The sequence below is a fragment of the Neobacillus rhizosphaerae genome (assembly GCF_937468385.1).
Taxonomy (GTDB): domain Bacteria; phylum Bacillota; class Bacilli; order Bacillales; family Cytobacillaceae; genus Neobacillus; species Neobacillus rhizosphaerae.
The window spans coordinates 76,284-90,269 of record NZ_CALBWS010000002.1 but is presented as its reverse complement, the minus strand read 5'-3'; the positions used below and the strand labels follow the sequence as shown (position 1 = coordinate 90,269).

Here is a 13,986-nt window from a genome sequence, read left to right as displayed (position 1 = left end):
GGGAGGAAGATTTAATGGACAAGGCCATAATTTTTGGAATATATAATTTTGTTAGTTTTCATGCTTGCAAAACCCTTTTGAATAAGGGTTTGGAGGTGATAGGAGTTCACATAGATGAAATAGACAATAATCATTTCCTAGCGGAAAAAAGACTTGAGGTTGGACGAAATGCAAACTATATCGAACAGACCTTATCAGAGTGGGAAAATAGTCGTAATGAAGAAATGGCGAAAACAGCACTAATTTTTTCAATATATGATTTATTTATGTGTAATAAAGAAGCAATCATACAAAAAGAAAAGGTTGTGGAATCAATTACTCACTATTTAGAGCGTAATAATAGTGAGATGAGTGTTGTAGTCATCCTGCCGATCCAAATGGTAAATTCTGATAAGAGTATGGAGATGGAAGCCTTCCTAAACCAAGCAAGGAAATGGGGGAAGCATATTCAGATGTTTTATGTACCAGCGATTTATGGTCCTTGGCAGTCATCAACATTTTTGTTTCAACAAGCTATTCTTTCAAAATTCCAAAAGACGAAAATCATAAAAGATGAGCGAGAATGGACAAGGGATATCCTTTATGTTGATGATGCCTTAGAAGTAATGTTTGAAATTATGGAATCCAAGGGTGATGGAAGCTATATACTCGAAAGCGGGAAAAAGGATTATTGGTTTGAATGTGCTGCGTTTCTTCATTTAAATGAATACACGGATCGCTCCAACTGTCATGCCCCACTGAAATTAGACAATCAATTTGAAAGAATTTTAGTGAAAGAAATAACACCTATTACTGATTCCATTTCCAAACAGTTAGAACAAGTGCAGCGGTTATTTCATAATGGCATCTAGAGTCATTTGTATTAAATTATTTATTATCTTGCAAAAAGGTGGCCATTAGGAAATATGTCTTTTCATTTAGCAGGTCAAAGGTTAGAATATAGGAAAAAAAGGTTCTATAGTCCATTAAATTTAAGGAAGAAATGTGTTATGGAAATGGCTGCCGATTAAAGGAGGTGTATGGAATGCTAAACCGATTCGGAATCATTCTTTTATGTCTTCTTTTACTTGGAGCATGCGGTGAAACAAAGTCTTCAGGGAAATTGCAGAAGGTTGGTTTGTTAGTTCCGGAAACAATCAATGATCAGGTGTGGGGAACGAAAGGCTTTAAAGGATTGCTAAAAATACAAACAAATTTCAATGTAGATGTATTTTATAAAGAGCGAATGAATTCAGAAGTCGATGTTGAACGTGCTGTAGAAGAATTTGATCAAAAGGGAGTAAACCTTATCTTTGGCCATGGTTCTGAGTATGCTGAATATTTTAATAATATTTCTAAAAAATATCCCCAGATTCACTTCGTCAGTTTTAATGGTGATGCAAAAGCGCCAAATACAACTAGTCTAAACTTTAAAGCTCATGCAATGGGCTTTTTTGGCGGGATGGTTGCAGCACATATGTCTAAACGGCATAAAGTAGGTGTTTTAGCTGCTTATGAATGGCAGCCAGAAATTGAAGGCTTTTATCAAGGAGCGATGGCAGAAAATAAACAAACCAATGTAACCATAGAATATGTAGGAAACTGGGATGATGAAAAAAAGGCACTTCAATTAGTCAATCATATGCTTGAAAATGAGGTTGATGTCGTCTATCCGGCGGGTGATGGCTTTAATGTTCCAGTGATTGAAAAAGTTAAGGAACATGGTGTATATGCTATTGGCTATGTTTCAGATCAATCTGATTTGGGGGAGTCGACCGTTTTAACAAGTACCATTCAGCAGGTGGATTCTTTATATGAAAAGATCGCTGAGCAATACAATGATGGCAACCTGAAATCAGGAAATCTTTCCTTTGATTTTCAAGACAATGTTATCTCACTCGGTAAATATAGTCCATTAGTTAGTAAAGAGTTTATTGGGAAAATGAACATGCATATTGAAAAATATAAGGAAACAGGAATGCTGCCTAAATAAAAATTTACATAACCATAATAAGCTGCCGCTTTCTTGGGGCAGCTTATTTCTTTTTCCAGATTTGTTCCACAAATGGGATTATCTTCTCGAATAATGGTTTTAAACCTCGTATTGATTCCACCAAAGTATCGATATTCACGATAAGTTCTTCATAATTAATCGTAGATTGGTTGTTGGCTTGGTGAGGTTCATGGATATGTTCGTGGTGTTGTGGTTGTCTCCTTGTTCCAAACATTAAATTAGTAAACGGATCTTGAATATGAGTTTCCTCATGATGTTGGTTGTGATCTTGATCTACAGGTTCATGCTGCGTCTGATCCTCCATTTCCCTATAGCTCCCTCCTGAATTGATCTTTTATATAGAATATGATTTAACGAATAAAAGGAATGTACATTAGCGGAGGATATAATGGAAGAAATAGTTGCTTAAAATAGGGTCTATTTGATAAAATTAGTACCAAGTCATAATAATTGATATTAATCTTTTTGATATAAAAGAGATTGGCCAAAAAAAAGGAGCTGAAACTTGTGAGAGCTGGTATTGTTGGAATTGGCAGATATTTACCTGAAAAAATTGTCACAAATCATGACTTAGAAAAAAGAATGGATACCTCTGATGAATGGATTCGTACTAGAACAGGAATCGAGGAAAGACGAATTGCGGCTGATGATGTTGATACATCAGATATGGCATTTGCTGCTGCCCAAAAAGCGATTGAAAATGCGGGAATCACAGCAGAAGAAATTGATTTAATTTTAGTGGCGACGGTTTCACCTGATACACCCTTTCCATCTGTTTCCTGTAGAATTCAAGAAAGATTAGGGGCAACGAAAGCAGCGGCGATGGATGTTAGTGCCGCATGTGCAGGCTTTATGTATGGAATCGTTACGGCTAAACAATTTATTGAGTCCGAGGTTTATAAAAATGTATTAGTAGTTGGAGTTGAAAAACTTTCGAAAATTACTGACTGGAATGACCGCAATACGGCAGTATTATTTGGCGATGGTGCTGGAGCAGCAATCATTGGCCCAGTTTCTGAAAATCGCGGGATTCTTTCCTTTGAGCTTGGTGCAGATGGTACAGGTGCTAAACACCTTTACCAAGACGAATATATTATTATGAACGGACGAGAAGTGTTTAAATTTGCTGTTCGGCAAATGGGTGAGAGCTGTGTTAATGTCCTAGAAAAGGCTGGATTAACAAAAGAGGATGTGGATTTCCTCATCCCTCATCAAGCCAATATTCGTATTATGGAAGCTTCTAGACAAAGATTAGAGCTCCCGGATGAAAAAATGTCTAAAACGGTTCAAAAGTATGGCAACACCTCTTCAGCATCAATACCAATCTCGATTGTCGAGGAATTAGAAGCAGGAAAAATTAAAGATGATGACCTCATTGTCATGGTTGGCTTTGGTGGCGGATTAACCTGGGGAGCGATTGCGGTCAGGTGGGGAAAATAAACTGAGATTTATTTGAAAAAAATAGAGAAATGTTAGTGGATAAAAGGAGATGTACAAATGGAAAAGCGTAGGGTTGTAGTAACAGGTGTCGGCGCAGTGACACCACTTGGAAACGATGTTGAAACAACGTGGAAAGGAATTCTAGAAGGTAAATCAGGTGTTGGTCCGATGACAAGAGTCAATGCCGATGAATATCCGGCAAAAGTTTCTGCTGAATTAAAGGACTTTAATCCTGAAGTATTTATGGAAAGAAAAGATGCCCGTAAAATGGATCGTTTTACGCAATTTGCTGTTGCATCTGCGTTAATGGCTGTCCAAGATGCAAATTTAACCATTAATGAAGAAAATTCCGATCGTGTCGGTGTTTGGATTGGTTCCGGTATTGGCGGGATGGAAACCTTTGAACAGCAGTACGAAATTTTTCAAAAAAGAGGGTACAAGCGGGTTAGCCCATTCTTTGTCCCCATGTTAATACCTGATATGGCTACTGGCCAAGTTTCTATCACCCTTGGGGCAAGAGGCTTTAATTCCTGTACCGTAACCGCATGTGCAACGGGTACAAATTCTATTGGTGATGCTTTTAAAGTCATCCAGCGTGGTGATGCCGATGTTATGGTATCAGGTGGTGCAGAAGCACCAATTACGAAAATGTCTGTGGCTGGGTTCTGTGCCAATACAGCTCTTTCCACAAATCCGGATCCACAAACAGCTAGCCGGCCATTTGATAAAAACCGCGATGGCTTTGTTATTGGTGAAGGTGCGGGGATCGTTATTTTAGAAGAATTAGACCATGCCTTAGCCCGAGGTGCAAAAATATATGCCGAAATCGTCGGCTATGGTGCAACCGGTGATGCCTATCATATTACAGCTCCTGCACCTGGTGGTGAGGGCGGAGCCCGGGCAATGAAAATGGCTATTAATGATGGCGGGTTAAATCCTGAGGATATTGATTATATTAATGCCCACGGTACAAGTACTGAATATAATGATAAGTTCGAAACGCTTGCAGTGAAAGAGGTATTTGGTGATCATGCCTACAAACTGGCAATGAGTTCTACCAAATCCATGACAGGTCATCTTCTCGGTGCTGCTGGCGGTGTGGAAGCCATTTTTACTGTGTTGGCAATGAGAGATAGCATGATGCCGCCAACCATTAATTATCAAACACCAGATCCAGAATGTGACTTGGATTATGTCGTGAATATTGCACGACAAAAAGAAATTAAGGCTGCCATGAGCAATTCCCTTGGCTTCGGCGGTCATAACGCCACGATTGTATTTAAAAAATACGAGTAAAAATTTAGGATCGACCGGCTTTTATGCTTGGTCGATTTTTCTATGCCTATTTTGTAGGATGAATTTTCGATTAAATGTCTAAATGTACAAAACTAATTAATTTGATGTAATCAGCAATAAAAAGAGACTCAAAAGCCCCTTTGTCCTATGAACCTCCCCAAAAAATCCATCATAAACTGTAAAATAGTCAACTTTGGCTTGAATGGGGTGATGTAATGGGTATTATTCGAACGGATCAATGGTTACAAGAGGATTTTGACAGCCCAGTTAGAATCTGCAAAAGGCTATTGCCATATTTCAAAGGGCAGAAGGCAAACGATATTTACGATCAATTAATAAGTTTTGGGATGTACCGACCATCACGAACCGCGATGAACAATCTTAATTGGATGAAGGAACATAAAGCATGGGATAAAGTGGAGCAGTTATATAATAAATATAAAAAAAAGTGGAATGGTCCAGAAATACCAGTATTTCTCTTTCCATTAGCTCAGCCTGGTGGTTTTTTTATTAGAAAAGAAAAAAGTAAGGCAGGAGTTTCCTTTCCAGATAAAATGTTTCTATTTCTTTCGCATCAGGATGATCCAAAAGAAATAGAAGCACTTCTAGTTCATGAATACCACCATGTCTGCAGATTAAGCATGCTAAATAAAAAAATGGAAGACTATACCTTACTCGATTCGATTATCATTGAGGGGCTGGCAGAATATGCGGTATTAAAAAATTGTGGGCAGGAATATTTAGCCAGTTGGTGTAGTATGTACTCAGAGAAGGAAATTTTACATTATTGGGATAAATTTATCAAAAAACAATTAGACACGAAGAAGAATGAAAGAGGACATGATGAACTTTTATATGGGGGTGGCAGGATTCCCAAATTGCTTGGATATGCTATCGGGTATAATATTATTGGAAAATTTTATGTTAAGCATAATTATTCTACAAAACTAACTTTTATTATTCCTGCTAAAAAATATTTACAAGAAAAATAAAATTCACTTACTAAAGCCTATTATTTCGGGCTTTTTTTATTTTCGTTTGTATAAATGTTCCTAATTTTACAAAAAAGTCTTGCAATTGCAACAATTCCGTAATAGAATTTTATTTAAATATAATGAATAAACAGAATAATTCAAAAAAGTAAGAAGGTGTACTATGAGCACAAAAAAGTCGCTGCGTAATGAGGCACCACTGCTCGAAGTAAAAAATTTACAAACTGCATTTGATATTGAAGGAACCGATTATAATGCTGTTGATAATGTTTCATTCAAAGTAAAGCCACGGCAAATTGTAGGGGTTGTAGGTGAATCCGGCTGCGGCAAATCTGTTATGAGTCTATCGATTATGAAGTTGCTGCCGAAGGGAATTGGAAAAGTAAAATCAGGCGAAATCATTTTTGATGGTATAAACCTTGAGAAAATGTCCGAAGCTCAAATCAATAAAATCCGCGGGAAAGATGTCTCCATGATTTTTCAAGAGCCAATGACTTCTTTAAATCCAGTATTCACCATTGGCTATCAATTGCAGGAAGTTCTTTTTAATCATTTGAAGATTTCAAAACAAGAGGCACGTCGAAAAGCCATTGCTTTACTAAAAAGTGTGGGAATCTCTCGTCCTGAAAAAATTGTTGATGAGTATCCACATCAATTATCAGGTGGTATGAGACAAAGGGTCATGATTGCCATTGCAATCGCCTGTCAGCCAAAGTTGTTGATTGCCGATGAGCCAACAACTGCCCTTGATGTAACTGTTCAAGCGCAAATCCTTGAACTTCTGAAAGAAATTCAAGAAGTAAACGATATGTCGGTCATTTTGATAACACACGATTTAGGCGTAGTTGCAGAAATGTGTGATGAAGTAATTGTTATGTATGCTGGTAAGATAGTAGAACACACAGATGTTGATACGTTATTCCATAATCCAAAACATCCATATACAAGGCTGCTTATGGGAGCAATCCCGAAAATGGATGAAAAGGAAGAACGATTAAGCTCAATCCAGGGAATTGTTCCTTCATTAATTAATATGCCAAAGGTTGGATGCCGTTTTGCCCACCGCTGTCCACAAGCAATGCCAGAATGCTTTACGGTTACCCCATTACTAGAGGAAGTCGAACAAGATCATGAAGTGGCCTGTTTGCTCTTTGAAACTAGTATACCAAGGGAAGGGGTGAAGTAATGAGTAAAGTCTCCATACATAAAATCAACGAAAATGTTCCCTCCCAATCTGAAAATCTATTGGAGATATTAAATCTTAAAACCTATTACCCTGTTAAAGGTGGATTTTTTAAACGCACCGTTGGGAATGTAAAGGCGGTAGATAATATCTCTTTTGATATAAAGAAAGGTGAAACTCTAGGATTAGTAGGGGAATCTGGTTGTGGCAAATCTACTGCTGGCCGGACTATTTTACGATTATTAAAACCAACAGATGGACACATTCGATTTGACGGAAAAGATATCACAAAAGTTTCAGGAAAATCACTCCGAGAAATTCGCAAAGATATGCAAATGGTCTTTCAGGATCCATATGCTTCTTTAAACCCGATGCAAATGATTGGCGACATTATCGCTGAGCCGATTTACAATTTTTCTAAGAAAAGCAAGGCTGAATTAAAAATAGAAGTCATGGATTTATTAGACAAAGTAGGTTTGCCGCAGGATGCTTATTACAAATATGCCCATGAATTTTCCGGAGGTCAGCGCCAAAGAATCGGTATTGCTAGATCCTTGGCATTACGGCCAAAGTTAATCATTGCTGATGAACCGGTATCTGCACTAGATGTTTCTGTTCAATCACAAGTATTAAATTTATTAAAAGATTTACAAAAAGAATTTGAGCTAACCTTCCTTTTTATCGCACATGACCTAAGTGTTGTTAAACATATGAGTGATCGCATTGGAGTTATGTACTTAGGTAACATGGTCGAGATAGCAGACAAAGACAGCCTTTATGCAGAACCTCTCCATCCATATACACAGGCATTAATTTCAGCGATTCCATCTCCTGATCCAAGAGTTAAAAAGGAAAGAATTATCCTAAAGGGTGATGTACCGAGTCCAATCAATCCACCATCAGGATGTCCATTCCATCCGCGCTGTTCAATGGCAATGGAGGAATGTTCACGGAGTAAACCCGTTTTAAAGGAGGTGAAGCCGTCTCATCGAGTAGCTTGCCACCTTTATTAATCAAAAGAAAAAATATAATCTTATAGGGGGGAAACAAATGAAGAAGAAAAGTATACTTATGCTGGCAGCCTTAATGCTGGTCCTTTCCGCATTTTTGGCGGCATGCTCTAGCAACAAAACGGGAACAAAGAAAGAAGAAAACAATGGAAAATCTGGTGAAGCCACTGATAAACCTCAGGATGGCGGTACATTAGTGTATGCCCTCGATTCTTCTTTCAAGGGAATTTTAAACTGGTCTTTCTATGGTGATGCTGTTGATGATGAAATTCTCCAGTTATTTGATGAAAACCTAATCAGATATGATGAAAAATTACAACCTCAACCAAATATCGCATCATGGAAAACTACAGATAACAAAGTTTATGATTTCGAGTTCAAAAAAGGCGTTAAATGGCACAATGGTGATGAATTATCCGTAAAAGACTGGGAATTCGCCTTAAAGGTAGTTGCGGATAAGGATTATGAGGCTTCTCGCTTTGAGAACGTACGAAATATTGTGGGCGCACAAGATTACCATGACGGTAAAGCAACTGAAATTTCAGGTATTAAGGTGATTGATGATTATCACATCCAAATTACCTTTGATAAGGCTCGCGTTAACAACTTGGAAAACCTTTGGACATATCCAATGAATCGTACTGAATTCAAAGGCATAGCTGTTAAAGATATGGAGGCTTCTGAGCAAGTTCGTACGAAGCCAGTCGGTTTAGGACCATATAAAGTAACCAAAGTTGTTCCTGGCGAATCGATTGAGATGTCCCGTTTTGATGACTACTTTAATGGTAAGCCGCATCTCGATAAAATTGTTGTTAAAGTTATCGACCCATCACTTTCTGTTGGTGAACTTAAAAACGGTACACTTGATATGACAAAATTCCATCCAAGTATTATTGAAGAAGTTAAAAAGCTTGATAATGTAAATGCAATAACATATCCTGGCCTAAGCTACTACTATGTTGGTTTCAGATTAGGTACATGGGATGGCAACCAAAACGTAATGAATGAAAAGAAATATCAAAACGTAAAATTACGTGAAGCTATGTATTATGCAATCAATCGTGAAGAATGGGTTAAAGCTTTCTTCTTTGGTGTAGGTAAGCCAGTTAACCGTCCAGTTCCTACAAATCACTGGATTGCTGCAGATAATAAAGATCTTGAACAATTTAAATACGACCCGGAAAAAGCGAAAAAACTATTAGATGAAGCCGGCTATAAAGATGTTGATGGCGACAGTTTCCGTGAAGATCCGCAAGGGAAGAAATTTGTAGTTAACTTCAGCCACTATGCAACTCAAAACCCAACATTCGAATCTCGTGCGAAAGCATTGACACAGTATTGGGAAGAGGTTGGCTTAAAAACAAAGCTTACTATGACAGATGCAAACCTATACTATGACATGCTTGATAAGGCAGATAAGTCAATGGAAGTATTCTTTGGCGGCTGGTCAACTGGTACAGATCCAGATCCAACTGCACTTTGGAGCTCTAAAGCAATGTGGAACTATCCTCGTTGGGTAAATGCAGAGAGCGATAAATTACTTGACCAAGCACTTGATATGAGTGTGGTAGGAACAGAAGCCAACAAACGTAAAGATATTTATGGACAATGGCAAAAATTATTTATGAAAGAACTTCCAGTACTTCCAATTGCTGAAATTGAAGAAACAATGGCAGTCAGCAAACGGGTTCATGGCGTTACATTTGACGTATCTGGTTATAACCGTCCAAATGAATGGTGGATCAAGCAATAATTGCAGCAGATTAACATGCAAAGACTATGTTAAATGCTTAATATGTTAAATATTAAGCCTAAGAAGTTCAATTGGGTGAGGCTGGGAGAGAGAAACTATTCTTTCGAAACCTTTCCCAATTGGACAAATTGGGTTACATCCACCACTTTATTTGACATAGTTTTGAGATAAGGAGAATGCACATGCTAAAGTATGCATTTCGAAGAATTTTGGGCATGATTCCGATGTTATTTCTAATCTCCATCGTTGTCTTTACCTTGGCAAAATTAATGCCTGGGGATTCTCTTTCAGGAGAAATTGACCCAAGAAATACCAATCCACAATATATCGCAGAAATGCGGGAAAAATTAGGCTATAACGACCCGTTACCACAACAGTATTTCCGCTGGATTGGCAATTTTGTTGAGGGTGAATTTGGCAAATCAGCACGTTATAAAATAAAAGTATCTGACGTTATTGGGGAACGTGTACCGAACACGCTATTACTTGGCTTTACTTCTATATTAATTACATATATACTTGCCTTCTTTATGGGGTTATATTCCGGCAGAAAACCATATACACTTGGAGATAATTTAATAGGAGGGTTAAATTATTTGGGCTTATCCATCCCATCTTTTATCGCTGGGGTATTTGCAATCTTCTTTTTTTCTTTTACGCTTGGATGGTTTCCATCAAATGGTTCGATTGATATCGGTGTGACAGAAGGTACTGCTGAATATTGGTTAAGCCGTTTTCATCATGTATTCTTGCCGGCCGTAGTTCTTGGATTATTAAGTACTGCAAGTTATACACAGTTTTTACGAAATGATATTATCGAAAACAGTCGGAAGGATTTTGTTCGTACAGCACGTGCAAAAGGGACACCGGAAAAAAAGATTTACAATGTTCATATTTTAAGAAACTCTATTATTCCACTTATTACCTTTTTAGGTTTTGATTTAGTTGCTATTATCAGTGGTGCAATCATCACGGAAACGATTTTTACTTATCCTGGTCTTGGACAACTATTTTTACAATCTGTCGGAACGCGGGATTATCCAGTTTTAATGACGTTGACAATGTTATTCTCCTTCTTAACACTAATCGGCAACCTTGTAGCTGATGTTTTATACGGTGTGGTAGATCCGAGAATTAGGCTAGATTAGGGGGGATTTATATGCAAATTGCTACGCAAAAGGATACTAATATTATCAAAGCACCCCCGCAAAAAAGTTTATCTCCATGGGCAATGGCTCGTAAAAAGTTTGTAAAAAATAGATTGGCTATGATTAGTCTTATCTTTTTAGTTATTGTTGCTATTATTTCCTTCCTTGCTCCGTTTATAACAACTGCAGATATAACTAAAGTTAACATTGGTCAAATGTCATTAGAACCTTCAGGAGACCATTGGTTAGGAACGGATAAGGCAGGTAGGGATGTTTTTACAAGATTACTTTATGGTGGCCGCATTTCCTTATTAGTGGGAATGAGCTGTACATTATTTGTCATTGTACTTGGAACGATGATAGGTTCCATTGCTGGATATTTCGGGGGAACAGTTGACAGTCTTTTAATGAGATTTACTGATTTTATCTTAAACTTTCCATTTCTTGTATTTGTTATTGTAATCAATGCAATATTGTTTGGGAGAGTGAGTGGCCTCTGGGTTTTAATAGGAGTTATTAGTTTGCTTAGCTGGGGAGGAATTGCTCGTATCGTAAGAAGTAAAATCCTTGCTGAAAAAGAAAATGAGTATATCATAGCTGCTATTTCTATCGGTTGTTCACCGACAAAGATTATTGTGAAGCATTTATTACCCAATGTTTTATCTACAATCATTGTACAAGCAACTATTACCTTTGCAACGATGATCGTAGCTGAATCAGGTTTAAGTTTCCTTGGGTTTGGTGTTCCACAAGAAGTTCCAAGTTGGGGGAATATGCTTTCTTCGGCAATCGAACCAGATGTCATGCAATTCAAGCTTTGGATATGGGTACCACCAGCAATCATAATCACCATCACCATTTTATCAATCAACTTTATCGGTGAAGGTTTAAAGGATGCTTTCAATCCAAAATCAAGAAGATAAAAATCTACCATTACTGATATGGTAGATTTTTTTTTAATCCTAATGTCTCCCTAAAACCAGTAATAAAGTGTAACTGGAGCAAAATATATATTAAGGAATAATTTAACTAATGTCTGCCCATACTGATTGACAAACAGTTTCTTGAAGTGAGGGGTTGTACTATGTTGTATCTTCATGATGTTTGGGTAAATTGGTTTGAAGGGGAAGAAAACGGTTATAATGTTTGCCACTTTCATGAATGGCGGAAAGATGACGCTGTGGAGCTGTTAGACCAAGTTCCGCTTTTAAAAGTCGAAGCGATACTATTTAATTATATTGAGAATGATTTGTTAGAATTACCTCAACAGCTTCTAGATGATATTTATCAGAAAGCTTATTTAAGAAAAAATCATGAAAGAGTCCAGCTTGACTATTGCTTTGTTGTGACAGATGGTATTGGGATTTTAGCTATTGATACAATTGGCTACAATATTCCAATTCGAAAAAGCAGGCTGATACCAAGGCAAGAGCAGCTTGTCTACGAAATGATTGGCCAGCACGAAGTAAACCCATATCATTTTTACAGCAAGTCAAAAATAAAGGATTTTCATATTTTGTCACCAGAACCAGACCTAATGCGAGGACTAACCAGAAAAGAACGCCAATTAAAGCAGCTGTTATTTATGGCTCTTGATCAATTGCTCTCATCTAATAACGAAGCTGAAGTACGGTATTGGTTTACCGAGTGGTGTCCTGAACAATATTCAACGATTCAAGAATTAAATTTTGAAGAGGCCTGGGATCAGCTATTTGAAGAAACCAAATATGGATGGTCGAAGAGGCACGAAACATTCTGTGAGAATCTAATTAAAGGGCAGCCATTTTTTGAAAAGCTTTGGGAAATGGAGCATGGTCCAAAAGTAAACTAAAGGCCTGACCCAAAAGGTTTGCACGGCATACCTTTTGCGGACAGGCTTTTAATTTGATTATCTTCTGTTTCGTCCCAACCCCATTGCATTTTCCATTTTCTTAAGGGTTTTACTTGCTACCTGGTTTGCTTTTTCAGCTCCGCGGTCTAAAATATTGTCTAGTTCACTTGATTCCATTAAATTATAGTATTTGTCCTGAATAGGCTTAACGAAGTTAACAACAACTTCCGCTAAATCACCTTTAAAATCTCCATATCCTTTTCCAACATACATTTCTTCAATTTCAGCGATCGATTTTCTACCTAAAATCGAGTAGATCGAAAGGAGATTAGATACTCCTGGCTTATTCTCTTTATCGAATTTCACGAGTCCTTCAGAGTCGGTTACGGCACTTTTTATTTTCTTGATAATTTGCGTTGGTTCATCTAATGGTGTAATAAAGGATTTTTTATTTGGGTCAGACTTGCTCATTTTTTTTGTTGGTTCTTGAAGCGACATAATGCGTGCTCCTACCTTAGGAATACTGATTTCAGGGATGGTAAGAATGTCGTTATACTTCTTGTTAAATCTTTCAGCTAAATCCCTTGTTAATTCCATATGCTGCTTTTGATCTTCCCCGACAGGGACAAGGTCCGTGTTGTACAATAAAATATCTGCGGCCATTAACGGTGGGTAAGTCAAAAGACTTGCAGAAACTGCTTCTTTTCCTGCTGATTTATCTTTAAACTGAGTCATTCGTTCTAATTCCCCGATATAGGACACACATTGCATTAACCAGCCTGCCTGAGCATGTGCGGGAACCTCTGATTGAATAAAAAGCGTAGCCTTTTCTGGATTAAGACCAACTGCAAGATATAATGCAGCTAAGCTACGGATATTTTTACGAAGTGTAACGGGGTCCTGGGGAACTGTAATAGCATGCTGATCCACTATACAAAAGAAGCAATTGTATTCGTTTTGCATATCGACAAACTGCTTAAATGCCCCAATATAGTTGCCAAGTGTAATAGTGCCACTCGGCTGAATGCCTGAAAAAATTGTCTTCATTTAAATCTTGCCTCCTAAAAAAATAAATAAAAAAAACCATTCGTCCCCAAAAAACGAATAGGGACGAATGGTTCGCGGTACCACCCTAAATTACTCAAAAAAGAGTCACTCAGTTCCATTATCGTCTGGCAGACGAACTGGATTCCTTTTAACGCAAGGACAACGTCTATTCCTACTTGTTTAAACCGGTTCAGAAAGAAGCTCAAAAGTCCATTCCGTATCTTTTTCGTGTTTGTTTCCACCAGCCACAAACTCTCTAAAACGAATAGGATACGTACTCCTCTTTATCATCG

The 13,986-nt window shown here is 37.7% G+C and carries 13 protein-coding genes and 1 other annotated feature (1 of these 14 cut by a window edge); of the genes, 11 read left to right on the top strand and 2 right to left on the bottom strand.

Annotated elements, in window-relative coordinates; genetic code table 11:
* The first annotated feature begins 14 nt into the window (after window positions 1-14).
* Both M5A78_RS03165 and M5A78_RS03160 read left to right on the top strand, forming a co-directional pair.
* Complete coding sequence (locus M5A78_RS03165; protein WP_248733838.1) at window positions 15-851, top strand: hypothetical protein; 837 nt, start codon at window positions 15-17, stop codon at window positions 849-851.
* Between the two features lie 173 nt (window positions 852-1,024).
* Complete coding sequence (locus tag M5A78_RS03160) at window positions 1,025-1,972, top strand: BMP family ABC transporter substrate-binding protein (RefSeq protein WP_248733837.1); 948 nt, start codon at window positions 1,025-1,027, stop codon at window positions 1,970-1,972.
* A gap of 43 nt (window positions 1,973-2,015) precedes the next feature.
* Here M5A78_RS03160 and M5A78_RS03155 read toward each other — a convergent pair whose 3' ends face one another.
* Window positions 2,016-2,297, bottom strand: coding sequence for a hypothetical protein (locus M5A78_RS03155; RefSeq protein ID WP_248733836.1), 282 nt, complete (start codon window positions 2,295-2,297; stop codon window positions 2,016-2,018).
* Window positions 2,298-2,500: 203 nt separating this feature from the next.
* Between M5A78_RS03155 and M5A78_RS03150 the strand changes: the two genes are divergently transcribed.
* The 9 genes from M5A78_RS03150 (at window position 2,501) to M5A78_RS03110 (ending at window position 12,646) form a co-directional block, all read left to right on the top strand.
* Entirely contained in the window at window positions 2,501-3,433 is a 933-nt protein-coding gene (locus M5A78_RS03150; protein WP_248733835.1) for a beta-ketoacyl-ACP synthase III, read from the top strand.
* A gap of 57 nt (window positions 3,434-3,490) precedes the next feature.
* Window positions 3,491-4,729 (top strand): beta-ketoacyl-ACP synthase II, encoded by a 1,239-nt coding sequence (gene fabF / locus M5A78_RS03145; protein WP_248733834.1) that lies wholly within the window; start codon window positions 3,491-3,493, stop codon window positions 4,727-4,729.
* A 215-nt stretch (window positions 4,730-4,944) separates the two neighbouring features.
* A complete protein-coding gene (locus tag M5A78_RS03140; RefSeq protein WP_248733833.1) occupies window positions 4,945-5,721 on the top strand; it encodes a DUF2268 domain-containing protein in 777 nt (258 codons plus the stop codon).
* Window positions 5,722-5,884: 163 nt separating this feature from the next.
* Window positions 5,885-6,907, top strand: coding sequence for an ABC transporter ATP-binding protein (locus tag M5A78_RS03135; protein WP_248733832.1), 1,023 nt, complete (start codon window positions 5,885-5,887; stop codon window positions 6,905-6,907).
* Complete coding sequence (locus tag M5A78_RS03130) at window positions 6,907-7,917, top strand: ABC transporter ATP-binding protein (protein ID WP_248733831.1); 1,011 nt, start codon at window positions 6,907-6,909, stop codon at window positions 7,915-7,917. Before M5A78_RS03135 ends, M5A78_RS03130 begins: the two co-directional genes overlap by 1 nt.
* Before the next feature lie 37 nt (window positions 7,918-7,954).
* On the top strand, window positions 7,955-9,667 hold the full coding sequence (gene opp4A, locus M5A78_RS03125) for an oligopeptide ABC transporter substrate-binding protein (protein WP_248733830.1): 1,713 nt from the start codon (window positions 7,955-7,957) through the stop codon (window positions 9,665-9,667).
* 182 nt (window positions 9,668-9,849) lie between these two features.
* On the top strand, window positions 9,850-10,815 hold the full coding sequence (gene opp4B, locus M5A78_RS03120; RefSeq protein ID WP_248733829.1) for an oligopeptide ABC transporter permease: 966 nt from the start codon (window positions 9,850-9,852) through the stop codon (window positions 10,813-10,815).
* Window positions 10,816-10,826: 11 nt separating this feature from the next.
* Complete coding sequence (gene opp4C / locus M5A78_RS03115) at window positions 10,827-11,738, top strand: oligopeptide ABC transporter permease (protein WP_248733828.1); 912 nt, start codon at window positions 10,827-10,829, stop codon at window positions 11,736-11,738.
* 161 nt (window positions 11,739-11,899) lie between these two features.
* The gene (locus M5A78_RS03110; protein WP_248733827.1) at window positions 11,900-12,646 is read left to right on the top strand and encodes a YjbA family protein; all 747 of its coding nucleotides are present in this window, start codon (window positions 11,900-11,902) and stop codon (window positions 12,644-12,646) included.
* A 57-nt stretch (window positions 12,647-12,703) separates the two neighbouring features.
* Here M5A78_RS03110 and trpS read toward each other — a convergent pair whose 3' ends face one another.
* Window positions 12,704-13,693 carry a tryptophan--tRNA ligase gene (gene trpS / locus M5A78_RS03105; protein ID WP_248733826.1) on the bottom strand — a complete coding sequence of 330 codons (990 nt, stop codon included), beginning with the start codon at window positions 13,691-13,693 and terminating at the stop codon, window positions 12,704-12,706.
* A gap of 56 nt (window positions 13,694-13,749) precedes the next feature.
* Window positions 13,750-13,986, bottom strand: a binding site (T-box leader) (it continues 7 nt past the right edge of the window).

Bases quoted from the DNA above. Each gene is read 5' to 3' on its own strand.
- M5A78_RS03165 (WP_248733838.1), top strand. From the start codon at position 15: ATGGACAAGGCCATAATTTTTGGAATATATAATTTTGTTAGTTTTCAT.
- M5A78_RS03160 (WP_248733837.1), top strand. From the start codon at position 1,025: ATGCTAAACCGATTCGGAATCATTCTTTTATGTCTTCTTTTACTTGGA.
- M5A78_RS03155 (WP_248733836.1), bottom strand. From the start codon at position 2,297: ATGGAGGATCAGACGCAGCATGAACCTGTAGATCAAGATCACAACCAA.
- fabF (WP_248733834.1), top strand. From the start codon at position 3,491: ATGGAAAAGCGTAGGGTTGTAGTAACAGGTGTCGGCGCAGTGACACCA.
- M5A78_RS03140 (WP_248733833.1), top strand. From the start codon at position 4,945: ATGGGTATTATTCGAACGGATCAATGGTTACAAGAGGATTTTGACAGC.
- M5A78_RS03135 (WP_248733832.1), top strand. From the start codon at position 5,885: ATGAGCACAAAAAAGTCGCTGCGTAATGAGGCACCACTGCTCGAAGTA.
- M5A78_RS03130 (WP_248733831.1), top strand. From the start codon at position 6,907: ATGAGTAAAGTCTCCATACATAAAATCAACGAAAATGTTCCCTCCCAA.
- opp4A (WP_248733830.1), top strand. From the start codon at position 7,955: ATGAAGAAGAAAAGTATACTTATGCTGGCAGCCTTAATGCTGGTCCTT.
- opp4B (WP_248733829.1), top strand. From the start codon at position 9,850: ATGCTAAAGTATGCATTTCGAAGAATTTTGGGCATGATTCCGATGTTA.
- opp4C (WP_248733828.1), top strand. From the start codon at position 10,827: ATGCAAATTGCTACGCAAAAGGATACTAATATTATCAAAGCACCCCCG.
- M5A78_RS03110 (WP_248733827.1), top strand. From the start codon at position 11,900: ATGTTGTATCTTCATGATGTTTGGGTAAATTGGTTTGAAGGGGAAGAA.
- trpS (WP_248733826.1), bottom strand. From the start codon at position 13,693: ATGAAGACAATTTTTTCAGGCATTCAGCCGAGTGGCACTATTACACTT.